At 37.0% G+C, this 24,329-nt stretch carries 17 protein-coding genes and 1 tRNA gene; 9 read left to right on the top strand and 9 right to left on the bottom strand.

The window, feature by feature from the left end; all coding sequences use genetic code 11:
* Window positions 1-16: 16 nt before the first annotated feature.
* From JAZ75_RS10520 to JAZ75_RS10480, 9 genes are all read right to left on the bottom strand, one after another.
* Complete coding sequence (locus tag JAZ75_RS10520) at window positions 17-1,201, bottom strand: SPOR domain-containing protein (RefSeq protein WP_208701704.1); 1,185 nt, start codon at window positions 1,199-1,201, stop codon at window positions 17-19.
* Window positions 1,202-1,244: 43 nt separating this feature from the next.
* A complete protein-coding gene (locus JAZ75_RS10515; protein WP_208701702.1) occupies window positions 1,245-2,981 on the bottom strand; it encodes a TonB-dependent receptor in 1,737 nt (578 codons plus the stop codon).
* A 6-nt stretch (window positions 2,982-2,987) separates the two neighbouring features.
* The gene (locus tag JAZ75_RS10510) at window positions 2,988-6,023 is read right to left on the bottom strand and encodes a tetratricopeptide repeat protein (protein ID WP_183917225.1); all 3,036 of its coding nucleotides are present in this window, start codon (window positions 6,021-6,023) and stop codon (window positions 2,988-2,990) included.
* Between the two features lie 237 nt (window positions 6,024-6,260).
* Window positions 6,261-7,199 carry an aspartate carbamoyltransferase catalytic subunit gene (locus JAZ75_RS10505; RefSeq protein ID WP_021188731.1) on the bottom strand — a complete coding sequence of 313 codons (939 nt, stop codon included), beginning with the start codon at window positions 7,197-7,199 and terminating at the stop codon, window positions 6,261-6,263.
* A gap of 27 nt (window positions 7,200-7,226) precedes the next feature.
* Complete coding sequence (gene pyrR / locus JAZ75_RS10500; RefSeq protein ID WP_132769026.1) at window positions 7,227-7,775, bottom strand: bifunctional pyr operon transcriptional regulator/uracil phosphoribosyltransferase PyrR; 549 nt, start codon at window positions 7,773-7,775, stop codon at window positions 7,227-7,229.
* An 85-nt stretch (window positions 7,776-7,860) separates the two neighbouring features.
* Complete coding sequence (locus tag JAZ75_RS10495; protein WP_132769028.1) at window positions 7,861-9,255, bottom strand: APC family permease; 1,395 nt, start codon at window positions 9,253-9,255, stop codon at window positions 7,861-7,863.
* Between the two features lie 158 nt (window positions 9,256-9,413).
* Window positions 9,414-10,046: a gluconate 2-dehydrogenase subunit 3 family protein gene (locus tag JAZ75_RS10490; RefSeq protein ID WP_132769030.1), complete on the bottom strand. Its 633-nt coding sequence runs from the start codon at window positions 10,044-10,046 to the stop codon at window positions 9,414-9,416.
* Window positions 10,047-10,051: 5 nt separating this feature from the next.
* The gene (locus tag JAZ75_RS10485) at window positions 10,052-11,788 is read right to left on the bottom strand and encodes a GMC oxidoreductase (protein WP_132769032.1); all 1,737 of its coding nucleotides are present in this window, start codon (window positions 11,786-11,788) and stop codon (window positions 10,052-10,054) included.
* Window positions 11,789-12,223: 435 nt separating this feature from the next.
* A complete protein-coding gene (locus tag JAZ75_RS10480) occupies window positions 12,224-15,232 on the bottom strand; it encodes a DUF2723 domain-containing protein (RefSeq protein WP_132841240.1) in 3,009 nt (1,002 codons plus the stop codon).
* 291 nt (window positions 15,233-15,523) lie between these two features.
* Here JAZ75_RS10480 and JAZ75_RS10475 point away from each other — a divergent pair.
* From JAZ75_RS10475 to JAZ75_RS10435, 9 genes are all read left to right on the top strand, one after another.
* A tRNA-Gln gene (locus JAZ75_RS10475) sits at window positions 15,524-15,594 on the top strand.
* A 652-nt stretch (window positions 15,595-16,246) separates the two neighbouring features.
* A complete protein-coding gene (locus JAZ75_RS10470; protein WP_021188717.1) occupies window positions 16,247-17,203 on the top strand; it encodes a ribose-phosphate pyrophosphokinase in 957 nt (318 codons plus the stop codon).
* A gap of 140 nt (window positions 17,204-17,343) precedes the next feature.
* Window positions 17,344-17,940 carry a 50S ribosomal protein L25/general stress protein Ctc gene (locus JAZ75_RS10465; RefSeq protein WP_208701699.1) on the top strand — a complete coding sequence of 199 codons (597 nt, stop codon included), beginning with the start codon at window positions 17,344-17,346 and terminating at the stop codon, window positions 17,938-17,940.
* Between the two features lie 179 nt (window positions 17,941-18,119).
* Window positions 18,120-18,974, top strand: coding sequence for a substrate-binding domain-containing protein (locus tag JAZ75_RS10460; RefSeq protein ID WP_208701697.1), 855 nt, complete (start codon window positions 18,120-18,122; stop codon window positions 18,972-18,974).
* A gap of 8 nt (window positions 18,975-18,982) precedes the next feature.
* On the top strand, window positions 18,983-19,873 hold the full coding sequence (gene pstC / locus JAZ75_RS10455; RefSeq protein WP_208701695.1) for a phosphate ABC transporter permease subunit PstC: 891 nt from the start codon (window positions 18,983-18,985) through the stop codon (window positions 19,871-19,873).
* Window positions 19,863-20,720, top strand: coding sequence for a phosphate ABC transporter permease PstA (gene pstA, locus JAZ75_RS10450; RefSeq protein WP_132769038.1), 858 nt, complete (start codon window positions 19,863-19,865; stop codon window positions 20,718-20,720). Before pstC ends, pstA begins: the two co-directional genes overlap by 11 nt.
* Window positions 20,710-21,456, top strand: a complete 747-nt coding sequence (pstB, locus tag JAZ75_RS10445) for a phosphate ABC transporter ATP-binding protein PstB (protein WP_132769040.1) — start codon at window positions 20,710-20,712, stop codon at window positions 21,454-21,456. Before pstA ends, pstB begins: the two co-directional genes overlap by 11 nt.
* A 90-nt stretch (window positions 21,457-21,546) precedes the next feature.
* Window positions 21,547-22,110, top strand: a complete 564-nt coding sequence (pth, locus tag JAZ75_RS10440) for an aminoacyl-tRNA hydrolase (RefSeq protein WP_168127545.1) — start codon at window positions 21,547-21,549, stop codon at window positions 22,108-22,110.
* A 150-nt stretch (window positions 22,111-22,260) separates the two neighbouring features.
* A complete protein-coding gene (locus JAZ75_RS10435) occupies window positions 22,261-24,297 on the top strand; it encodes a beta-N-acetylhexosaminidase (RefSeq protein ID WP_208701693.1) in 2,037 nt (678 codons plus the stop codon).
* The last annotated feature ends 32 nt before the right edge of the window (window positions 24,298-24,329 follow it).

Here is a 24,329-nt window from a genome sequence, read left to right as displayed (position 1 = left end):
AATTGTTTATATTAGACTATTTCGCTATTTTCTCTACCCATGCTCCTGAAAAAGTCTTCGCGACAGTTGCCTGGTCCCGATCTGCTTCTTCTTTTGTCATGTAGGTATCCCAAATCACACGTTTTTTATTTCTTTTAAATTTGCTATCAACTGCCCGCACAGTTTGATAACCTTTTTTACGCAACCTCTGCACTTCCTCTTCTGCCAACTCCATTGTTTTTGGCGTGGCAATAACCAATTGATAATTTGGCTGTGCTACAGGTACTGATTCTTTTACGACTACCGTTTCCTTTAGTGTTGTTTGAAGTGCTGCTGTATCCACTTTTAAAGAATCAACTATTGCAGTTGAATCTTGCTTCAATTGTGTACTATCGATTTTAGGTAGTGTATCCACTGGTGCGGGAACGACGACCGGTGCTGTTGCTTGTTTCTTTCCAAACAATTGATCCTTCAATGAAGGATTAAGCAAGAAAGCAACAATAACAGATACCACAATAATGATCGCTGCTGAAATATAATACCAAACTGTATTTGATTTAGTACTTCTTTCCTGATAAAATATCGCTGGATCAGTTTCTACTCTTTCGTCAATCGTTTCGGATACAGGTTCATGTATTATCGGCGCTACAGGTGTTTCAACTGGTGAAGGAGCTACCACTACCGTTTCAGGTACGATTTCCTCTTCTACTTGATCTATATCTGCCGGTTCATCCTCGATAATATCTTCCACGGGTTCCTCTCGTTCAGTCGGAGAAAATGGAATATTTTCTTCCAATTCACGATCGGGAATAACAGTCTCTATTTCTGGAGCAATAACATGTCTGATCGGTTCAAAATTAAAACCTGAGAGATCTAATGGTTTAAAAACTAAACTTGAACCATAGCTCACAATGTGTCCTAAGTCTTCAAGTTTAGCCTGTCCATTTTGGATCAATTGATCCTTTAAATCAGCAACAGCATCCTGCAACACCTGAGTTGCGGCATCAAGATTCAGGTTTTGCTGTTGTTGTATGTAATGAATAAAATTAAAACCACTTTCAGCTGTAGAATCAAATTCCACATAAGAAATAGGTGGTAAAAACAGGTCGCGCTGCTTATCGAACTGAGCTGCGGAATGCTTTCTTTTGAACACCCCCAAGCCCTTAACGTAAACTTCAGCGTAACGCTTTAATAGATTATTGATGTTTTTACCTAAATTCATTCTTGTTCCTTATTTGCTAACGCAAAGTTATAATCTTCTTGTATTAAAAAGAAAAGTTTATACCACCAATTATATTAAAACCTAAACGTGGGTAGTATTGATAGCGCTCGTACTCTTTTCCAAAGATATTATTAGCCTTTACAAAAACACCCAATTGCTTTTTAATACGGTACTCTGCTCCTGCATTAAAATCTGCAAAAGAAGGGATAGTTACTTTACTTGGATTTTCAGATCTTACTGTTGCACTTGTATATGTATAAGCTAAAGCGGAAGTCTGCCCTTGTGTAGATAATTCAGCATCTACAAAGAATTTATCCGAAATATTGAATCTTGCATTGGCTAAGAAACGGAATTTCGGCAATGACCATGCCTCTTCATTATCTTTCACTTTGTAATCATCGATATTAAGTTTACCGCTTAAATTAACCAATTGTGAAACACGGACATTCATCTCACCCTCTATACCAAAATGAGTTGCTTTACTTGAATATCCATCATAAATGACATCAAATTTATAGGGAACAAAACCGCCTCCTAATTCTTCTCTACTATTCACATACAAAGGAAGTCCTTCGATCTGCTTGTAAAATGCTTTTACTTTATAGCCAAAATTTGCTCCTGCATTACCCTTTAATCCTGCATATACATTTAGTTTTTCAAGAGTATTGCGTACATCAATATTGCTATTTAAGTAAGGATTTTCTTTTGCAAAACCACGTAATGATCCTTGTTTAACACCTCCATTTGCACCTGCAAATAAGTATACATACTGCGGTACAACTGCAAAATCAGCTTCCACTGTTGGAAAAACATTAAAACGGCTGGTATCTCCAAACTCAGAAACGAGATTGGCACCCAAAGTAACATTATAATTATCACCTTTAAATTTAATGTATGGATTGATCGATGCTACATGATTTTTTGTTGCCACCTTAACATCTTCAACTGAGTTAAAGCTAGCACTTAGATTAGTCCCCACATTAAATGTGTTGACTTTTTTATTCACATAACCGGATATGGCGAATGAATTTTCTTTAGCATCATATTTATCTTTAAAAAGATAAGCATCTGCTTTCGCAGAATAGCTTACCGCCCCGGCCTTATCCACATCTGCATTACTTGTCAGCTCACCGTTGAAATAGATATCATTAAAAGCTTGTGCCTCTGGCGTGGTATTGATTAAATTAGAACTGTTATCAAACACCTGTCCGTAGAAGTTTGTCGAATAACGATTATATCCTAAAGTTCCATTTACTGTAAAAGGTTCGTAAACACGACGGCCAAAAATACCGACATCCTGTGTAGCGAACTTCTGACCTTCAATACTGCCTTTTTGGTTTAAGTGCTTGGCAAATAATCCGAATCGTGTATTTTCAAATTTATCGACGGCCAAATATGCTTCTCCTAAGATGGTATTGTAGTTTCCTACACCAAATTTAACATAGTTACTTGTTTGATCAGCAAGTTGTGAGAAAGGCAATTCTTTCACATTTAACTCACGCAATCCAGTATTGATATCGAGTTTCTTATCTGAAATATTATTATAGCTCAACTTAGGCTGATACTCCCTTTTATTGGTCATATCAGGGCTACGACGGATTTTTACCGCATCTGCAAGAATAGGTTTATAATCACGTACGACATCAAAAGAATCAATTGTCACTGGTGTAGCAGGATCAACTTTTTTTGGTGTTTCTTGTGCAAAGGAGTGCATTCCAGCTCCCAATAACAAGGTTGCTAATGTATATTTCTTCACTGTTGTATTGTGCAACTTCTTCATTATTTCCTATTTCTTTTTGTTCAATTTTTCTAGACGAGCTTTTGCTGTTGGCAAAATATCATCCTTACCGTCATAATTCTCAATCACACTTTCTAAAGTAGATTTCGCCTGGAAGTTATCTCCTTTTCCTACGTAAGCATCTGCCATTAGGATAAAACTTTTTGCAACCCAGTAATCATAAGATGAAAACGAATCTGAAACATCAAAAGCAGATTTAATAGCGGCTTCGTATTCTTTATTTTCATACTGCATCAAGGCAACATTATAACGTGCTTCGGCACCAATAACTGTACGGCTCTTCAATGCCGCTAAATTAAATTCCTTCAGCGCTTCTGCACGCTTACTTTGTTTCAAATATGCTTTACCTGCATAAAGTGATGCATTTGCGATCTCTTCCTCAGATGATTTTTCGTAATTTCTTACTGCATTGGAATAATTCAATGCTTCTTTATAGTCACCGATCTCGAAATAGCTGACCATTAAATTGTTGATCGCATAGCTGTAATTAGATTTATACTCAGAAGTCAATTCTAATTTTTTCAACAGTTGTGTTGCTTCATTATATTTCTTTTGTTTCAAATATAAGCGTGATACACTCACCAAAGTACGTTCTGTATAAGCGCTTGTCCAGTCATTCAAGATAATGTTATAGTCATGTAAGGCCTCATCGGTATGACCTAAAGCAGCATTACTTTCAGCGCGGATAAAACGTGCATATTTCTCTTGAATAGGCTTAGGGAATTTATCAAAATAAGCATTCACGGCTTCAACTGCACCTTGGAAGTTTGATCTTGAGAATAGTGTTGTTGCTGTCGAAAATGTACGGCTATCCTGCTCAGATGTTGTTAAATTTCCAATATTGGTACCAGTAGCATATTTGATATAACCAGTAGCATCACTATTGTCTAAATAGATATTTTCAATAGAACGCATTGCTTGCTTAGCTTCATCCGTTGTTGCATATTGATCCACTACGCGTTGGAAAGTCTTTAAAGCAGCTTCGTTATTATCTTGATTATATTGTACTAAACCGATTGTTACCAAAGCACGAGGTACATAACTGCTACGTGGATATTTCTCCACCATCGTTTGCAGACCTGAAATAGCTTGGTCGGACTGTCCCATTAAGAAATAAGTGTATGGGATCTCAAAAGAAACGTCATCGGCATAATTTGATGTCGGATATTTAGCAATTACAGACTTCAGCGTGGCAATTTTACCTTCATTATTTCCCTGTAGTCCCTGAATGATACCACGTTGGAATAATGCGTAATCTTGACTTGCTGCTTTCCCATTAATCAATCGATCATACTGTTCCATTGCTTTACCGTAGTTCTTTGCTGAGAAATAGGAGTCTCCTAAACGAGCAATAGCATCGTTACGGGTATTCAACTCGATTCCTTTTGAACCACCTGTCGCTAAAAAGCGTTCAAAATAATTTGCAGATGTATTGTAGTTTCCATTTCTAAATGCAGCATATGCTAAAGCATAATTGGCATAGTTGTAAACATCAGTTTTAGCTGCTGCCGGTAGACGTAAAAATTTATTAAAATTGGTTACGGCTTCTCCATATTTACGAACTTCATACATCGCCTCTGCTTTCCAGTAGGTAGCTAACGCATAGATTTCTTCATCATAACGATTTGCTTCAGAACGCATGAATAATGAAATTGCATTTTCAAATGCACGTTCGTTATAATATTCTAAACCTCTATAGTAAGTTACTTTTTGATAAGCGACATTTGCTTCTCTACCTCTTTTCTGAATGGTCTCTAAGATATCAACAGCTTCGCGGTAGTTCTTTGTACTCAATAAAACTTCAGCTAATAAAGTTTTCGCTTCTTCCTGACGTTTTGATTTTGGATAAGTTTTCAGGTATTCCTGAGTGGAAGCTAATGCTACTTGATGGAATTCCAATTCGTAAGAAAGCTTAGCATAGTTAAATAATCCTTCTTCTTGCAGATCTTTATCAAAATCTAATTTTGAGGCTTTGAAGAATGCGTTACGTGCTGCTTGCTTATTTCCTTTTTTCAAGAATGAATCTCCCAATGTAATCATCGCACTTTGATAATATGCATCAGGTTCTGTCATTTTTTCCAATTCTGTTATTGCCTTATCATAATCTTTCAATTTGTAAGCGATATAACCGATTTGGTAGCTATCTTGATTATTCTGTGTTTTTCCTTGATCTTGTGCCTGGAACTTATCGTAGTAACTTTTGGATGATTTTAAATCTCCTTTGATAAAGTAGGTCGCCGCCACAATACGGAACAATTCGGTTTCATTCTCCTGTTTCGTGCGTTGCATGATAGGCAAAGCATAATCCAAAACGTCATCGTAACGTTTGTCCAAGAAATACAAAGCTGTAATGTAATAAGGATAACTTGTTTCAAATGTTTTTGAACCATTCAAACGTTCAAACTCATTTAATGCAGTTTTATACTCCGCATCTAAATAACATAAATAAGCGTAGTAATATATTGATGCTTCCTGGTATTCAGACTTTTGATCTTTTAATGTTTCAAAAAGTGGTTTGGCAGCAGTATAATTCTTTGTTGTAAAGTAAGAATATCCCAATTTAAAACGATATTCTAAACTTTCATTACCTGCCAGATTTTTACTATCAATTTTGGTAAACCACTCAATAGCTTTTACATAATCTTTCTTAGCATAGTAAGATTTTCCAATTTGAAAATATGCTGCTTTTGCGTTAGCACTACTTGGATAGTCTTTGATATATTTCAAAAACTGTGCTTCGGCATCTGTTTCCCCCAATTCTAAAGCGCATACAGCTTGATAATAGCGTACATTTTCTTTCAACAGCGTGAGTTCTTCTGTTTCATCCAATTGCAGAGAGGATTTTGTCCGTAACGCTTCTACACGATTAAATTGTTCTGAAGCAGATGTAAATTTGCCTCTTTCAAACAACTCCATCCCGGACTTGTATGCTTTGTTGATTTGTTGCCATTCTGTTTGCTGTGCTAAAGCTGGTGTCGCCATCAAACTTAGCGCAAACCCTACCTGGTAAATCTTTTTATACATAATATGTGAAATATTTTATATGTTTTTATTTTGTATTGCAAGTACTTAGCTCAAAAAAGCGAAGTAAAATTCATAGTAATATTCAAAGTACTAAATTAAGCCTAAAATAAGGAGTTTTCCTCAAAAGTTATTCACAATTGTTAACATTATCCAAAGTATAACGTATTTAATACAAAAAAAATATGCCTGATTTAAAAATAAAAAATCAGGCATATTGATCTATATCGACAATTAATGCTATCCGCGCTGTCCTGCCAATAGGTAAAGTACAGCCATACGTACTGCTACGCCATTTTCTACTTGATCTAAAATAATAGAGTGCGCGCTATCTGCAACATCCGAAGTAATCTCTACCCCTCTATTAATAGGTCCTGGATGCATAATTGTTATTTCTTTATCCAATGAATCCAACAGCGTTTTATTCAATCCATACAACATGGTATATTCTCTTAGGGATGGAAAGTAAGCGATATCTTGTCTTTCCAGCTGGATGCGTAACATATTGGCTACGTCACACCAGTTCAAAGCTTTCATTAAGTCATGCTCCACTTTTACTCCTAATGAAGTAATGTATTTAGGAATCAATGTTGTTGGTCCGCACACCATCACTTCAGCTCCCTGTTTTTGTAAACATAGAATATTGGATAGTGCTACACGTGAATGGGTGATATCACCTATTATGGCAACTTTACGTCCTGCGACATCTCCAAAGCGCTCACGAATCGAGAAAGAATCTAACAAAGCTTGAGTCGGGTGTTCATGTGCTCCGTCGCCGGCATTAACAATTTGTGCGTTAACATGCTTACTTAAAAACACACCTGCTCCGGCATAAGGATGACGCATAACAATCATATCAACCTTCATCGCTAAGATATTATTGACGGTATCGATCAATGTCTCACCTTTACTTACAGAAGAAGAGGAGGCCGCAAAATTAACGATATCTGCAGAGAGTCTTTTTTCAGCTAGCTCAAATGATAAACGTGTACGTGTAGAATTTTCAAAGAAGACATTTGCGATTGTAATATCACGAAGTGAAGGAACTTTTTTAATCGGTCTGTTTAAAACTTCTTTAAAGTTACTCGCTGTATTTAAAATTAATTGAATATCAGATTCATTTAAATCTTTTATTCCTAACAAATGACGTGTACTTAATTGTTCAGCTGTTGATGACATTTTTAATGTATTCAGATTTTCTTTATTCTATTTCTTTTCTGTTACCAAGATGATACTATCTTGATTATCCAACTCTTTCCAATTCACAATGACTTTCTGAGAATCAATAGAATCCACTTGGATTCCAATGTAATCGGGCTGGATCGGAATCTGTCTCGAAAAACGGCGATCAACCAGAACCAATAGTTCGATACGTTCAGCGCGACCAAATGCTTGGATTGCATCCATTGCAGAACGAATGGTTCGACCAGTCCAAAGGACGTCATCCATTAAAATGACTTTCTTACCTTCTACAATAAAATTAATGTTTGTGCTGTTAGCTAAAATGGGACCATCGTTTCCTTTTCTACGAAAATCATCACGATAAAATGTAATATCCAAATCACCACTTAAAATTGAAGTACCTAACATCTTCTCTAATTCCTTGACAATGCATTTGGCTAAGAAAGTTCCGCGAGGCTGTATACCAATTATAACTGTATTTGAAAAATCTCCATGATTCTCAATCAATTGACGACAAAGTCTTTGAATGGTAATCTGAAATTTTGGTCCATCTAATAAAATCGACTGTTTCATTAAGGGAATGTTTAAGCAAACGTACCACTTTTTTTGAAAAAATCCGAATAAAAGATGAATTTAATATATCCAACGTCCCTAATCTTTATTCAATCGGAGATGCTTTCTTTTTATTGATCAACCAATATACAGGAAGTCCTAAAATAATAAGAATAAATCCTGGCCAGGTATACTGTGGTTTATACAGGATGAGCAAAATACAGAAAGTGGCGCCAATAACAAGATAAATAACCGGAACAATGGGATAACCCGCAGTTTTATAAGGGCGATCCAATGTTGGTGCTTTAAATCTTAACCAAATAACGGCAAACACCGTGATCATGTAGAAAAGCACAATAACAAAGGATATCATATCGAGCAAATCGCCATACTGACCACTTAAACATAGCAAGGATGCCCATATACCTTGCAACCATAAAGAGCGCTCGGGAACTTCATACTTATTATTGGGGATTGCTTGTTTCAAGAACAGTCCATCTTTAGCCATACGCTGAAATACTCTTGCGCCGGATAACACAATACCGTTGACACAACCAAATGTGGATATCATGACTAAAATGGCCATAATGATCGTACCTGTTTCCCCTAAAATTTTATGTGCTGTTGCTACTGCAACCCGATCATTGACTGCAAATGCAATTTCATCTCTGCTTAAAGCGGCAAGATAAACATAGTTACATAGCAGATACAATACCATAACTAAAGAAGTTCCAATCACCATTGCACGTACGACGTTGCGTTTTGGATTTTCAATTTCTCCTGCTATAAATGTTACATTTTCCCAGGCTACACTGCTAAAAACCGATCCAACCATTGCCGCCGCTATACCTCCTAAAAGGATACCACCACTGATATCCGTCCAACCAAGGCCTTTTAAATTTTGATAGGAACTTAATCCATAACTTAAATTTTCTGAAAAATGATTCTCTTTAATCATAAATATACCACCTATGATCAACAGAATTAATGCAATTATTTTTGATGATGTAAAAAAAGACTGAATCATTTTACCACTTCGCACTCCCTTCGTATTAATAAAGGTGAGGACTAAAATAATGAACATGGCTAATACCTGAATCCAGGTGATCTTAAATGATCCATTTTCATATAAGGGAGGGGCATTATTAAGTTCAGGAATGAGATAGGCTGTAAATTTACCGAATGCCACAGCAACCGCTGCAATAGTTCCTGTCTGAATAACGGTAAAGAGACTCCAACCATATAGGAAGCCCGTCATTTTTCCAAAAACTTCTGTTAAATAGGTATATTGACCTCCTGCTTTTGGAAATAAAGCTGATAACTCACCATAACAGATTGCCGCCGATACAGTCATTATTGCAGTAATAATCCAAACAATAATCACCCACCATCCGGAACCCAATTGCCGCATCATGTCCGATGAAACAATAAAAATACCGCTTCCAATCATTGATCCCATTACAATCATAATGGCATCCCAAAGTTTGAGTTGTCGATTCATATATTTTAGGTTGGTTACCTGACAACAAACTTACAAATATTCCTGAAAAACAACAGGTTGTCGAAAAATAAAAAATGCCTTCATTTCTAACTAAAATAGAAATGAAGGCATAACAGTTTTGCGTATATTTAAACGCTTTATTAAAGTGAATTTTAGTCCTATCCAAAGAACTTAGATGGATCAAAACCATGTTCTTTCAAAACATCGTCGGGCACACCTGTCCACACTCCTGGTGTGTTTCCTTTAAAACCGATAGCCTTTACACCGATTTCACTGGTATAAAATCCAGAAGAAGTTAGGTTACGCATCAGCGAGAAAAAAGCAACTCCTTGTTGCATTTCAGGTCTTGCTAATTCGGGATATGCAATATCATCTACAATCGCCAATTGCTCCTGTTGTTTACAGTTTACAAACGCTTGTCCATATCTCTTTTGACTGTGTACATCCAGCCATTTCAATCCGCCACGCATTGGAATTTTATTATCTGGTAAATCTTTTACGATAAACTCGATAAAATCCGGTACTCCAGCATCTGTAGCACTTCCTGAAGATGCATCCTTCGGTATGATGATATCTGCTAAAACAGTTATTGTTGCAAACTCATGTTCATTAAAGAATTTTTCTTCTTGTAATGCTTTAGTACGTTCATATTCAAAATCCTGAATTCCGGGAATTCTGTCTGCTGCATCTGCAACAGCAGTTTTACTATTATCGGTTTTACAGGAGCCTGCCAATAGACCAGTCCCAGCAGCGATCAGCCCTAATGCTTTTAGTGATTCTCTTCTATTCATGAGTTCTAGCTATTTAAATTTTTCTTTTCCTGTAAAATATATTCTGCTGTACGCATTGACAGGGCCAGGATAGTCCAAGTCAAATTTTTATCACCCTGTTGTACAAATGGCCCGGCATCTACAACAAACAGATTTTTACAATCATGTGCTTGCCCCCATTTGTTCAGAGCTGAAGTTTTAGGATCATTTCCCATACGTGTGGTACCACCTTCGTGGATAATTTTTCCTGGTGCTTCTAAACCATATAATGTATCCGCTCCCGGAATCTTTGAGGTTATCACAGCTCCCATTTCGTGCATAACTGACTGAAATGTTTCTTGCATATGCTTTGCCTGTGCAATCTCCTCGTTTGCCCATTTATAATGGAAGCGCAATACAGGTATTCCAAATTTATCGACTTTATTGGGATCTATTTCACAATAATTATCTATTCTGGCTAATGCCGTTCCTCTTCCTGCCATACCTACATTAGCACCGTAAAAACTGTTATAATCCTGTTTTAAAGATTCTCCATATCCACCTAATGGCTTTTGCTTACCATCAGGGCCTTTTGCATTGTTATTTACATTGGGCACCCAGTTTAAAAAACCATAAGAAGGCATGTGAAGCCCGCCTCCATATTCGATGTGATAGCCACGAGGAAAATTAAGCTTCTTATTATCTTCCCACCATGGTGAGTAGATATGTACGCTTCCAACTCCATCTTCATTATAGCGTTTACGGTCTAACAATTGTGGTAAAAAACCGGAGAGACTTGCTCCCGTTGAATCATGAAGATATTTCCCCACAACACCACTGCTGTTCCCTACACCTCCTGGATGTGCTTTAGATTTCGAGTTAAGCATAATGCGCGCACTCTCACATGCACTAGCTCCTAATATGACTGTCTTTCCTTTCACCGCATATTCCTGCAAATCTTTTGTGTCAACATATGAAACCCCGATAGCAATCCCTTCATCATTGGTCAATACTTCACGAACCATTGCATTATCGATTACTTTTAGATTTCCGGTCTTTATTGCTGGTATCACTAAACAGGAAGATGAAGAAAAATCGCCATATACTTTACAGGCACGTCCACACTGCCCGCAATAAAAACATGTACCTCTACCTTTGATTTCTTTGGATACTTCCGTTAATACTGCTCCACGCCCAGGAATAACAGGTACCCCTGCTTTCTTTGCGCCCTTGGCTATATATAGTTCATTCAATCGTGGTTTTGGTGGTTTCATAAAGATACCATCAGGTTCGTTATGTATGCCTTCTACTGTACCATATACACCGATCATACGATCTACACGATCATAAAAAGGTTTAACTTCGTCATAGGTAATTGGCCATGCATCAGTAACACCATCTTTAGGTTTGAAATCATCGGGCCCCATGCGCAATGATATTCTGCCCCAGTGGTTGGTACGTCCGCCTAACATGCGTGCACGAAACCATTCAAATTCAGTACCTGCTACTTTACTATAGGGCTCTCCTTCAAGTTGCCATCCTCCGTATGCGGCATCAAAGTCGCCAAAAGGACGGGTCGTCGAGGCACCGCGTCGGGGAGATTCCCAAGGCCAGCGTAGCTGTTGAGAATCTTTTGCCGGGTCATAAAAAGGACCAGCTTCCAACATCAGCACTTTAAGGCCTGCATTGGCAAGTATATAACCCGCCATACCACCACCGGCTCCCGAACCGACGACAATAGCATCATAGACTTCTGTACTTTCCTTTATTTGATAATTTACCATAATCAATTTTTAATTTTCTTAGAAGCCGTTTATCTTACGATTGAAAAAAATAAAACAACATGCACTTCAAATCTGTTTGGTTATAATTAATTGTATAGATGAAAGGACAAATTAGGTAAAATTACTCAAAATCACAAAACCGTTTTATCGTTTTAGCGCTTTGTAAACAAGCCTTTACAATTACCCTCCCATCATCCCCTTTTTATAACCATAAACCATATCAAGACTAAAATAAAGTTAGTATAAAGGTGCAGTTAAGAAAATGAGTTTTTTAAATGTCAGTATTAATGCTTGTTCATTCAAATATTTTTAATGTTATAAAAAAATACCTCCATGGTTGATCACTTGTTCTAGTAGCTGTCTGCTAACAAAAATAATAGACAAAAAAGAGGGGCTTACAAAACTGCAAGCCCCTCTTTTTTGTCTATTAATCTACTATATTCCAAACTGCTTTTTATAATTTTCTTCAAGCTGTTGTATTTCTTGTAGTAATTTCGTCTCTTTTGTCTGAGATAAAATACTCTTATAAACACCCAGTGTTCTTAAAGCAGTTTCAATATTTGAATATTCCAATTCTGGTTTTGTCTGCGCAATAGCATTATAATAAGACATATTTTGAGTTAAGAACTGCAAATTACGCTTAACAATGTCGTTTGCTTTTTGAGTTTCACCGACACTGTATAAAACATTAATGATCGGTGTATAGTTTAAAACATCGCGCATCAAGAAAACACGTTTCGGCATTTTGTCGTACACTAACAAAGCTATTTCTTTCGCTTCTTTCTCTTTTCCTTGTTCCAAGAGCTGTGTTGCAGTACTTCCCGTTATTGAGTTGACAATTAAACCAATCATACGGTACGATTCTGGATCCAAGTAAGGTGATGTTGCCATATTTCCCCAAGCATACTTCTTGGTAATATCAGTATAAGCGGCTTCAGTATTTACAAGCGCTCCTGCATTTTCTTTTGCAACCTGAATAGGCATCAAACGATATGCAAAACCTTCCTGCACTAGGTACTTGTCTAGACCTAAGTAATTATCATTTGGAACTGTAGCTGCAAAGTAAATAGGTCTTTTCCAATTGTTATCTGCTAAAATAGATAAAATCGACAGTTCGGCTCTGGTTACATAATTCTTATTATAAGTCCATGCTAAAGTATCTGGAATCGTATTTTCCCATTCCTTTGGTACTGTTTTATTTTGGATAACCGCATTTCTATCTACCGCTAAAGCAAGATTTTTAGTTGGTAAGAAGTTCTCAAATTCACCAGAGTTCAGCTGTGCCTTATTTTTAGCATCATCCGAAAGCATAAACTGTAAAACTAAATTTAAATCAGCATGTCCCGGAATTTGAACATCTTGAAAGTACATCACATCACGCACTCCTTTTTTAAATTTCTCTTTATCAATATTGATCGGTAACGCATCAGCATCATTTGCCTTTTTCTGCATTTGAGCCATATACCAATCGGCACTTAACAAACTTAAGTTTACGACACGTACATCTGTTCGTATACCTTCCACTTCCTGTGCATACCACAATGGATAAGTGTCGTTATCCCCGTAAGTGAATAAAATAGCATTAGGAGCACAGGATTCTAAGTAATCTTTAGCTAGATCACGTGCCGTTAATTTATGTGAACGATCGTGATCATCCCAGTTTTCTTTTGCTAATAAAACGGGTGCTGCAAGTAAACAAACCACTGTCGTAAGTCCTGCCGCTGTTTTAGGATTCATTTTCTTACCTAAGAAATCTGCTATCGCAAAGACCCCTAGTCCAATCCATATCGCAAATGCATAGAACGATCCAGCATAGGCATAATCACGTTCACGTGGTTGTAAAGGACTTTGATTTAAATAAAGAACAATTGCTAAGCCTGTAAAGAAAAATAACAATCCAACAACACCAGCATCTTTTTGTCTTTTACCGAAGTGCCAGAAAGCACCTATTAATCCTATAATTAGCGGTAAGAAGAAATACTTATTATTTGATGGATCGGTATTTAAAGAATCAGGAAGCGCATCTTGTCCACCTACCAACATTTGATCGATCGGTTTAATTCCAGAGATCCAGTTTCCTTCTGTAAAAGTGCCGTGTCCTTGCTGATCATTTTGACGACCTGCAAAATTCCAAAGGAAATAACGACCGTACATATGACCGATCTGGTAATTAAAGAAGAATTTTAAGTTATCACCAAATGTTGGAGACTGTCCTTCACCTAATCTTAAATAGTCCTGATAATAGCCAGGATGACCATCTCTATTACTATACACACGAGGGAATAAAACTTCTTTATCGTATTGGTAAGTAGATCCTGTCTGGATTTTTGTATACTTATCTTTATCTTTTCTGTAAGAATAGGTAGGTTCTACTCCTGTAACTTTAGAATCAAAGTTAGGACCTTTAAATAAAGGCTCACTTGCATATTGCTCACGTCCTAGATAACTTAAGAAAGTAAAGGCATTTTCTGGATCACTATTATTTAACGTTGGATTTGCTTTTGCACGGATCATAATCATGGCAAATGAGCTGTATCCGAAAATAATAAAAGAAGCACTGATCATTACGATATTTAAGATCGGTTTTACTTTTTTGATCGAATACCAAATACCATAAGCTAATAATGCAACCAATAACACAACAAAAAATGTGAATCCTGATCCAAATCCCAATCCTAATGTATTGACGAAGAATAAATCAAAATAAGCCGCGAATTTAACCGAGTACTGAATGATACCCCATAAGATCACCGCTAAAACCACTACTCCTAATAAGAATGATTGAATAGCTCCTTTGCTTGTAATTGTCTTTGCTCTCTTAAAGTAAATAACAACTGCAATAGCAGGGATAACAAGTAAGTTTAATAAGTGAACGCCTATGGAAAGTCCCATTACGTAAGCGATAAAAATCAACCAACGGTCAGCACCAGGTTCATCTGCATGGTTTTCCCATTTTAGAATACCCCAAAATACGACAGCTGTACATAAAGAAGACATGGCATATACTTCGGATTCTACTGCTGAGAACCAGAATGTATCTGAGAATGCATATGCTAAAGCTCCTACCAATCCTGATCCGAAGATCTTGATCAAATCTGCACTTGAATATGTTCCATCTACAGATTTTGTGACCACTTTTCGAGCTAATGCTGTAATGGTCCAGAATAAAAACAAAATGGTAATACCACTGCATACTCCAGATCCCACATTCATCCAAAAAGCAATTCTTGTAACATCTCCCCCTGCAAGGTTCGAGAATATATTTTGAATCATCAAAAATAACGGAGCACCTGGTTGGTGAACCACCTGCATTTTATATGCTGAGGCGATAAACTCACCGCAGTCCCACCAACTCGTTGACCTTTCTGCGGTTAACATATAAGTGACGGTAGCAATAATTGCGCAGGCCCACCCTAAAACATTGTTAATTTTAGTATAGTTCATATAATTATACTGTATAAAGATTATAATACGTTCCGAAAATAAGGATATTTAATAAGAAACGAATAAATTATATTTTTTTATACGCTTAAACTCAAATTTGTTACTGCCAGATAGGCTCTATACTAGGCAAAGAACTGGTCTTTCAGAATAAATTAAAAAATTATTAGCCTGAGAATCAATTAAAAGGCATTTGCCGTTCATTTTTTATTTGCAGAAATGAAAAAGCGCCGTATATTTGCATCATCAAAAGTGACCAACACGCTTCCATAGTGTTACACTTTTGAGAATGTTTGCCCGATAGTATAAGGGTAGTACGACAGTTTTTGGTACTGTTTGTCTTGGTTCGAATCCAGGTCGGGCAACATTAAAAAAGGCTTACTTCGGTAAGCCTTTTTTGTTTTAATACATTTTCAAAAATACTTTCATGATGTATTAATCCAATCCTGTCTAAAGGGAGTATGTCCATAATGTATACTACACCAAAAAGATAGTTCTCAATAAATATTTCCACCAGTAGTAAATATGACACCTGTTAGTAGATACTATTCAAAAGAGTTTATCATACAATATACAGCTTGGGATAAGATTTTGAAATTCTACACTTGTTTAACACTAAAAATATCATGGGTAACAGTCGAACTATTATAATAACAAAATTATGCAATCTGCTCGACTTTTACTTTTTCCTGCTCATAATGAGGCATTATTTAAATTTTTACATTTTTTTTTCGATTGAAATTTTGAAATTAAAAACATTTATCTAACTTTGCACCATCGAAAGGATAAAGGTTGACATGTCAATCGAATCTATAAGATAGATTGCTCGATAGTATAAGGGTAGTACGACAGTTTTTGGTACTGTTTGTCTTGGTTCGAATCCAGGTCGAGCAACTTTAAAAAGAAAAAAATGGATTGTTATAAAAACAATCCTTTTTTTTTAAGTCATTAGAAAGTAATTGGCAACATACAAACAGAAAATTCTATTCTAATCCACTATATCAAAAATAAAAAACCATGCCTTTGCAATTCAACACGGTTAAGTTATTCGCCGGTTCTGGCACTACAGAATTAGCAGAAAAAATCGCTACCTCCTACGGGAAACCTCTTGGAGATAAAACGTTATCTCGTTTTAGCGATGGAGAAATCCAACCTTTTTACAATGAATCAGTTCGTGGAAGCGATGTATTTATTGTTCAATCAACAAATCAACCAACAGACAATTTATTTGAATTATTGTTGATGATTGATGCAGCAAAGCGTGCTTCAGCCCATTACATTACTGCTGTAGTTCCTTATTTCGGTTTTGCACGTCAGGATCGTAAAGACAAACCACGCGTAGCCATTGGTGCTAAAATGATTGCTAATTTAATTACCGCAGCAGGTGCACACCGCATCATGACAATGGATCTACATGCGGCGCAAATCCAAGGTTTCTTCGATATTCCTGTTGATCACTTAGACGGTTCGATTATCTTTGTTCCTTACATCAAATCATTAAACCTTCCTAACTTAACGATTGCATCTCCAGACATGGGTGGTTCTTACCGCGCACGTACATTTGCAAAATTCTTCAATGCAGAAGTAATCATCTGTGACAAACGTCGTAAACGTGCCAACGAAATTGAATCAATGTCTATTATTGGTGATGTTACTGGTCAAGACGTTGTTTTGATTGATGATATCTGTGATACTGCAGGTACTTTATCAAAAGCAGCAGCTTTGATCATGGAAAGTGGCGCTAAATCTGTGAGAGCAGTATGTACACATGCTGTATTATCAGGTAAAGCTTACGAAACAATTGAAAACTCTGTATTATCTGAAATGATTGTTACCGATACCATTCAATTGGATCCAGAAAAAATGAAACAGTCTACTAAAATTAGAGTGCTGTCTACTGCAGAATTATTTGGAAAAGCAATTAAGAATGTTAATCAACACGGTTCTATCTCTGATTTATTCGAAGTTGAATAAGCTAAATATTTAGAATTCAAAACATATTAAAACCTTTCTCTTTATGAGAGGAAGGTTTTTTTGTTATAATATTAGCAAGGACAGTAACATTATAACAAAAAAAACATATCTTTGCACCTTAAAATTTAATCAAATTAAAGATGAAATCAATTGCTATTAGCGGTTCTGTAAGACAGAGCGTAGGGAAAAGAGATGCAAAAGAATTGCGTTACGAAGGTAATATTCCTGCAGTTCTTTATGGTGGTTCTACACAAACTCACCTTTCTGTATCCGCAGCTGATTTGAAACAAGTTCTTTACACTCCAGAGGTTATCTTCATTGAATTAAACCTTGATGGAAAAACTGTAAAGGCTATCGTTCAAGACGCTCAATTCCACCCATTAACTGACTTAGTTACTCACGTTGACTTTTTAGAGTTGAATGATGAGAAAGAAGTTACGTTAAATATCCCTGTTAAGTTAACTGGAACATCTCCAGGTGTTAAATTAGGAGGTAAATTAGTTCAAAAATTACGTAAATTACGTGTTAAAGCTTTACCTGAAAACTTGCCTCAAGAAATTGCAGTTCCTATGGAATCTTTAGAGGTTGGTAAATCATTCCGCGTAGCTCAAGTTGTTTTAGAAAACGCTAAAGTTTTAAACAACTCTGACGATACGATCGTATCTGTTATCATGTCACGTGCTTTACGTCAAGCAGAAACAGAAGCTGCGAAAGCATCTAAAGGTGGTAAAAAATAATCTTTCGGGATTTATTAAACAGCTTATTAAAAGGCATCGAATTATCGATGCCTTTTTTTGTTAAGAAAAGTTTAGGGAATTAATTCTTAACACCATCTTAACATTGACTTTATCACGAATTAACAGTGTATCATTACTTTTGAGATCATCTTCAGGTCTCGACTTGTTTTATAAAAGTAATGAAAAAACACATTTTTGGATATCCTCAGATATTCCTGTTCTCCATCCTTATTTTGATTCAAAGTTGTGCTGATTCCGATCATGCGATCAAAATGAAAGGTTCAGACACCGAAGTGAACTTAGCTGTAAATCTTGCAGAAGAGTTCTCTAAGGAAAACGCTGATTTCAGTATAGCTATCTCCGGCGGAGGTTCAGGTCTAGGTATCACTGCTCTCCTCAATGGGCAGGCTGATATTGCAAATTCTTCACGTCCACTTACAGAGGACGAGATTGATCTCTTCAAAGAAAAAAATATTCCTTTAAGAACGGTTGTGTTTGCGGAAGATGCTACGGCATTTGTGGTGAATAAAGACAATCCTATTGACTCCATCAACCTAAAAGATCTAGCAGAAATTTTAGATGGGAAACAGGATTCCTGGTCTAAATTGTCAAACAGCAATTTACCGATCACCATTTACGGTAGACAGAGTAGTTCTGGAACTTATTCTTTTGTCAAGAAAAAATTAAAAATCAAATTCAGTCAAGCAGCGAAGGAGATGACTGGTAATTCGCAGATTTTAGAAAGTGTAAAACTGGATAAATCTGGTATAGGGTATGTTGGCGCAGGTTATATCTCTCAAAACACCAATGTTCAGCAAGGAATCAAAGTTTTAAAAATCATTGATAAAACGAATACAGCTGTATCGCCATTAGACCAAGAGGCCATCCGTCAAAATCGATACTACTTCCAGCGTCCGTTATTCCAATTTATTCCGGAATCATCATGGGAAAAAGTAGAACCGTTCATTTCATTTGAAAAAAATGCGAAAGGAAAAGCTTTAATCGAATCGTCGGGGTATTACGTTATTCATTAATAAAGGTTATGAAGTATAAAAATAGAATTTTAATTGATCGTGTCGCCCAGCACACTTTCAAATTGACAGGATATCTTGTGTTGGCACTTTTAGGTGGTATCTTCGGAATGTTACTCTACAATGCTATTTCTTTCTTTTTAGAAGTAAAACCATTGGATTTCCTAACAGGACGTGAATGGAACCCTACAGCTGCAACTCCTACCTATGGTATTTTACCATTGATCGTGAGTACAACAATTGTTGCATTTGGCGCTATGGTAATTGCGATCCCTTTGGGTATTGGTACAGCAGCTTACATTTCGGAATATGCAAGTCCTAAAGTTAAAAATATATTGAAACCCTTAATCGAAATGCTTGCTGCTATTCCTTCTGTTGTCATCGGTTTCTTAGGAATTGTATTGGTAGGACCCAAAATAGCATCGCTTACAGATCTTCCAAATGGACTAAATGCTTTAAACGGTTCTCTTTTACTTGCTATTATGGCATTACCGACCATCATCACCATTTCTGAAGATGCCATCCATGCTATTCCAAAAACATATCGTGAAGGTAGCTATGCACTTGGCGCAAGTAAATGGCAGACGTTGATCAAAATTACTATTCCAGCAGCAGCTCCCGGAATCATTGCAGCCGTTATGCTCGGACTTGGAAGAGCCATCGGTGAAACCATGACGGTATTAATGGCGACTGGGAATGCAGCCCTTTTTCCTGAGGATTTCTTTGATTCGGTCAAAACCATTACAGCAACAATTGCTATAGAAATGGGGGAAGTGCCTTTTCAGACAACACATTACTTTGCTTTATTTGCCATCGCAATTGTATTGTTCTTCATGACTCTAATAGCCAATCTGGTTGGTGAATATTTTATTAATCGTTTTAGAAAATATCATGCGGCTTAATTTTAAAAAAATAACTCCCATTATTGAATGGGGTTCATTATTACTTTCTACTGGATTAGTCTGTTTTTTCCTTATTGTCATCCTTTACGAAATTTTTTCAAAAGGCTGGTCTGCGATCTCGTGGTCTTTCATCACTGAATTACCAACCGATGGTATGACTAAAGGTGGCGTGCTTTCGCCAATAATCGGAACAGTTATTTTGACATTGATAACGGCGCTATTTGCAATTCCTTTTGGTGTCTGCTGTGCTATCTACTTAAATGAATATGCCAAAAACACATGGCTAACACGTACCATCAGAGCTTCTATACGTAACTTATCAGGTGTACCATCAATCATCTATGGTTTATTCGGATTAGCATTATTTGTGCAGGGCCTACATTTTGGAACTTCACTTTTATCTGCTGGTTTGACATTGGGGCTTTTATCCTTGCCCTATATCATAACGACAACGGAAGAGGCATTACTACGTATTCCTGCGAGTATGCGTGAAGCGGCACTTGCTGTTGGGGCTACAAAATTTGAATCGATTAAAGATGTTGTGCTTCCGGCTTCATTGCCCGGTATCCTCACGGGTGTTGTTTTGACGTTATCGCGAGCGGCAGGTGAAACAGCGCCAATTTTGTTTACCGGTGTTGCATTTTACATTACAGATGTGTCGGTTAACACTAGTCAGGAATTTATGGCTTTACCTTATCACCTTTACATGCTGTCGACACAGCATCAATCTATAGAAGAAGTGCGTCCATTGGCTTATGGAACTGCACTCGTACTTATTATCGTGGTTTTCTTAATGAATTTAACCGCATTTTACATTCGTTATAAATACAGAAAAAATGACCAATAATTTATATACAAAAGATCTGAATATCTGGTTTGGTTCTAAACATGTTTTAAAAGGAATTGATATTGAGTTTCCTGAGAAAAAAGTAACGGCATTGATCGGTCCTTCCGGATGTGGCAAAAGTACTTTACTTCGCTCCTTTAACCGCATGCATGACCTCGTTCCTGATGCTAGAATTGAAGGAACGGTCAGTATCGACGGTCAAAATATTTATGAAAAAGGTATCTCGGTTACGGATATACGCAAGAGAATAGGCATGGTTTTCCAAAAAGCGAACCCATTTCCAAAAAGTATCCAGGAAAATATCGCTTACGGTCTGAAGCTGAACAACCTAGATGCAAGTCCTGCTGTTATTCAAAAAGCTCTTGAAGAGGTGTATCTGTGGGATGAGGTGAAAGATGATCTTAAAAAACCGGCAACCCGTTTATCTGGTGGACAGCAACAACGTCTGTGTATTGCCCGTGCAGTTGCACTTCGTCCTGATGTTATTTTAATGGACGAACCTTGTTCGGCTTTGGATCCGGTGAGTACCCTAAAAATAGAGGAACTGATCCATCAGTTAAAAGAACAGTATACGATTGTTATTGTGACACATAATATGCAACAGGCACAACGTGTGGCTGATAAAACGATCTTCATGTATCTGGGTGAAGTGAAGGAAGAGGGTGCTACTTATGATATCTTTAACAATCCGCAACATGAAATTACGAAAAACTATATTAGCGGACACTTTGGATAAGAACTGAGTGTGCTATTTTGTGTGTTAAAGCATGGAAGAACTATTGTATATGAAAAGGTTTCCTTACTTTTGCAGGCTAAGTATTAAACAATGAATTATCTTATCGTAGGATTGGGCAATATCGGAAGGGAATATGCCGACACACGTCATAATATCGGTTTTATGGTCGCAGATCAACTTGTTAAGGAAGCTAATGCTTCTTTTTCAACGTTAAAACTTGCGTCATATGCGGAGTATAAGCAAAGGGGCCATAATGTATATGTAATCAAACCGACTACTTATATGAACTTAAGCGGTAAGGCAATGAATTATTACATGCAACTGCTGAAAGTTCCTATTGAAAATACGCTGGTTATTGTGGATGATCTTGCTATTCCTTTTGGATCCTTACGTATCAAGCCAAAGGGCTCTGCTGCCGGACATAATGGTTTAAAGTCTATTGAAGCACTATGTGGCGGGCAAGCATACCCGCGTCTGCGTTTTGGAATTGGTGATAATTATCCCAAAGGCAGACAGGTGGATTATGTGCTTGGGCCATTTGATCCTGAAGAGCAAAAAGAACTGCCACAGCTTATCGATCATGCTGTAAAGATGATCAATAGCTTTGTCAATATCGGTATTGAACTGACCATGACCAATCTGAATACAAAATAAAACAAAGCCGTTAACCTGTTAACGGTTTTGTTTCTTTTATAAAGCGATGCTCAAAAAAGCGCAAACGTTTGATATTCGAAAGCCTGGTTTTAATTTAAAATGATTTTCTACCTTTAAGCAGACTTAAATCAATATAAAACCGACTAAAGCATGTTTTATTTCCAAAAAACAAAGCAGAAATGTCTTACTGTATTAGCCATTTTATTGCTTTCTCATCAGGTAGAGGCCCAGGATTCGCGTTATTCTATTATACCGAAACCAAGTGAGCTAACTGCTCAAAATGGAGCGTTTTCTTTAACCTCCAATACCAAGATATTCATCAATAAAGAAAATCAAACTGAAATACAGGAACTGGCAGGTTTAATAAAAATCGCTACAGGTTTTGATCTTAAAATAGAACCGGAAAATACCGGTAAAAAAGGGATACACTTTGTTTTGGACAAAGGCTTAAAAAACAGCTCGGCAGAAGGATATACCTTGGATATTAAATCGGATAATATCATTGTGAAAGCAAAAACTGCTACGGGTTTGTATTATGCGTCTCAAACACTCAGACAGCTGTTACCAAGTACGATTGAAAGCCAATCGGTAGTTAATAATGGTCAGTGGACTATTCCCAACGTGTCAATAAGTGATATTCCGAGGTACAACTGGCGCGGCTATATGCAAGATGTAAGCCGGACATTTTATAGCGTGGATGTGATCAAAAAATATCTGGATGTAATGGCACTCTATAAACTGAATACTTTTCACTGGCATCTAACTGACGATCAGGGTTGGCGCATAGAGATCAAAAAATATCCTAAACTAACATCTGAAAAAGCAACAATTTTCCACCATACAACTCACCAACCTGCTGAAAGGAGTGGTTTCTACACGCAGGAGCAAATTAAGGATGTTGTGGCTTATGCCAAAGCAAGACATATCACGATTGTTCCTGAGATTGATGTTCCGGGACACTCCTGGCCAACGATTTTGGTATATCCGGAACTCGGCGTTAATAATAATAGCTACCCCAATCATGTATTTCCTTTTGTCTCTTCTTGGGGATACTGGGGAAATCAATTTACACCGAATACTTTAGACCCAACAAAAGAAGCTGTTTATCAATTTCTTGATGATGTATTTACTGAAGTTACCGCATTATTTCCAGGCCAATACATACATTTCGGTGGTGATGAGGTACGACACGACCTATGGGAAAAGGAACAACACGTGATCGACTTCATGAAAAAGAATAATATTAAAACGGTTACGGAATTACAGAGTTACTTTGTGACCCGCGTCTCTAAAATTATCACGAGTAAAGGGAGAAAACCATTGGGATGGAATGATATCTTGACAGATGTTAAAAATCTACCTAAAGAAACAGCTATTATGAGCTGGCTCGGAGCTGATGCGATCAAAAAGGCTGTAGAAAATGGATTTGAAAGTGTAGCAACGCCAACTGATCCTTTGTATTTTGATATTACACAGGCAGATCGAAATGACGGTACTATGAGTGATCTAGCCTACGGTAATATCAATACGCTTGAAAAAGTATACGAGTATGATCCGAGTAAAGGATTAACTAAAGATGAGGAAAAACTGGTGTTAGGTGTACAGGCTAATCAATGGACTGCATTAACACAAGAACTAAAGGATATGAATATCCATAACTTCCCGCGCGTACTGGCACTAGCCGAGACGGGATGGACAGTGAAAAATAAAAAAGATTTTGCAGATTTTACAGCCCGATTGGAAAAACATTATGATCGATTGGATGAACTGAAAGTCGACTACTATAAAAAGGGCGGTTTTACGGTAGCTAAATGGAGTCCTGCAACAGTTACTGAAGAGTTTAAAGAAATGACAATTGACGTGACTAAAAAGGTGTATACTACAGGTCGTGTGCAGGCGGGCTTCCTCTTTACAGCAGGTAAAAACTTTTTAGAAATAGATGGTGTCGAACTTTTGGAAAATGGTCAGGTGATCAGCGCAGACAAACATCACGCATTAGCAGATAAATTTAGAGGGACAAATAAGATCAAACCATTCTTCTTCAATTTTGAAGTGAAACAGTACAATCCCAAAGCGAAATACACCGTCAGAGCTAAAGTAAGAAGTGTTGGTGGTACAGATTCTAATGGAAACTTTACTTTTAACCTAAGTCCTTATCAACCCTTCACAGTAGCTGAACCGAGATAAAAGTTCTTTCACAAAAAAGCCTCAAAATTTAT

The organism is Sphingobacterium sp. UDSM-2020 (genome assembly GCF_016132525.1).
Lineage (GTDB): Bacteria > Bacteroidota > Bacteroidia > Sphingobacteriales > Sphingobacteriaceae > Sphingobacterium > Sphingobacterium anhuiense.
The sequence above is the reverse complement of the archived record's forward strand: the minus strand, read 5'-3'. Positions and strand labels throughout refer to the sequence as shown.

Bases quoted from the DNA above. Each gene is read 5' to 3' on its own strand.
- pstB (WP_132769040.1), top strand. From the start codon at position 20,710: ATGACCAATAATTTATATACAAAAGATCTGAATATCTGGTTTGGTTCT.
- JAZ75_RS10495 (WP_132769028.1), bottom strand. From the start codon at position 9,255: ATGAATCGACAACTCAAACTTTGGGATGCCATTATGATTGTAATGGGA.
- JAZ75_RS10465 (WP_208701699.1), top strand. From the start codon at position 17,344: ATGAAATCAATTGCTATTAGCGGTTCTGTAAGACAGAGCGTAGGGAAA.
- JAZ75_RS10505 (WP_021188731.1), bottom strand. From the start codon at position 7,199: ATGTCATCAACAGCTGAACAATTAAGTACACGTCATTTGTTAGGAATA.
- JAZ75_RS10460 (WP_208701697.1), top strand. From the start codon at position 18,120: ATGAAAAAACACATTTTTGGATATCCTCAGATATTCCTGTTCTCCATC.
- pyrR (WP_132769026.1), bottom strand. From the start codon at position 7,775: ATGAAACAGTCGATTTTATTAGATGGACCAAAATTTCAGATTACCATT.
- JAZ75_RS10470 (WP_021188717.1), top strand. From the start codon at position 16,247: ATGCCTTTGCAATTCAACACGGTTAAGTTATTCGCCGGTTCTGGCACT.
- JAZ75_RS10435 (WP_208701693.1), top strand. From the start codon at position 22,261: ATGTTTTATTTCCAAAAAACAAAGCAGAAATGTCTTACTGTATTAGCC.
- JAZ75_RS10510 (WP_183917225.1), bottom strand. From the start codon at position 6,023: ATGTATAAAAAGATTTACCAGGTAGGGTTTGCGCTAAGTTTGATGGCG.
- JAZ75_RS10520 (WP_208701704.1), bottom strand. From the start codon at position 1,201: ATGAATTTAGGTAAAAACATCAATAATCTATTAAAGCGTTACGCTGAA.
- pstC (WP_208701695.1), top strand. From the start codon at position 18,983: ATGAAGTATAAAAATAGAATTTTAATTGATCGTGTCGCCCAGCACACT.
- JAZ75_RS10480 (WP_132841240.1), bottom strand. From the start codon at position 15,232: ATGAACTATACTAAAATTAACAATGTTTTAGGGTGGGCCTGCGCAATT.
- pth (WP_168127545.1), top strand. From the start codon at position 21,547: ATGAATTATCTTATCGTAGGATTGGGCAATATCGGAAGGGAATATGCC.
- JAZ75_RS10515 (WP_208701702.1), bottom strand. From the start codon at position 2,981: ATGAAGAAGTTGCACAATACAACAGTGAAGAAATATACATTAGCAACC.
- JAZ75_RS10490 (WP_132769030.1), bottom strand. From the start codon at position 10,046: ATGAATAGAAGAGAATCACTAAAAGCATTAGGGCTGATCGCTGCTGGG.
- pstA (WP_132769038.1), top strand. From the start codon at position 19,863: ATGCGGCTTAATTTTAAAAAAATAACTCCCATTATTGAATGGGGTTCA.
- JAZ75_RS10485 (WP_132769032.1), bottom strand. From the start codon at position 11,788: ATGGTAAATTATCAAATAAAGGAAAGTACAGAAGTCTATGATGCTATT.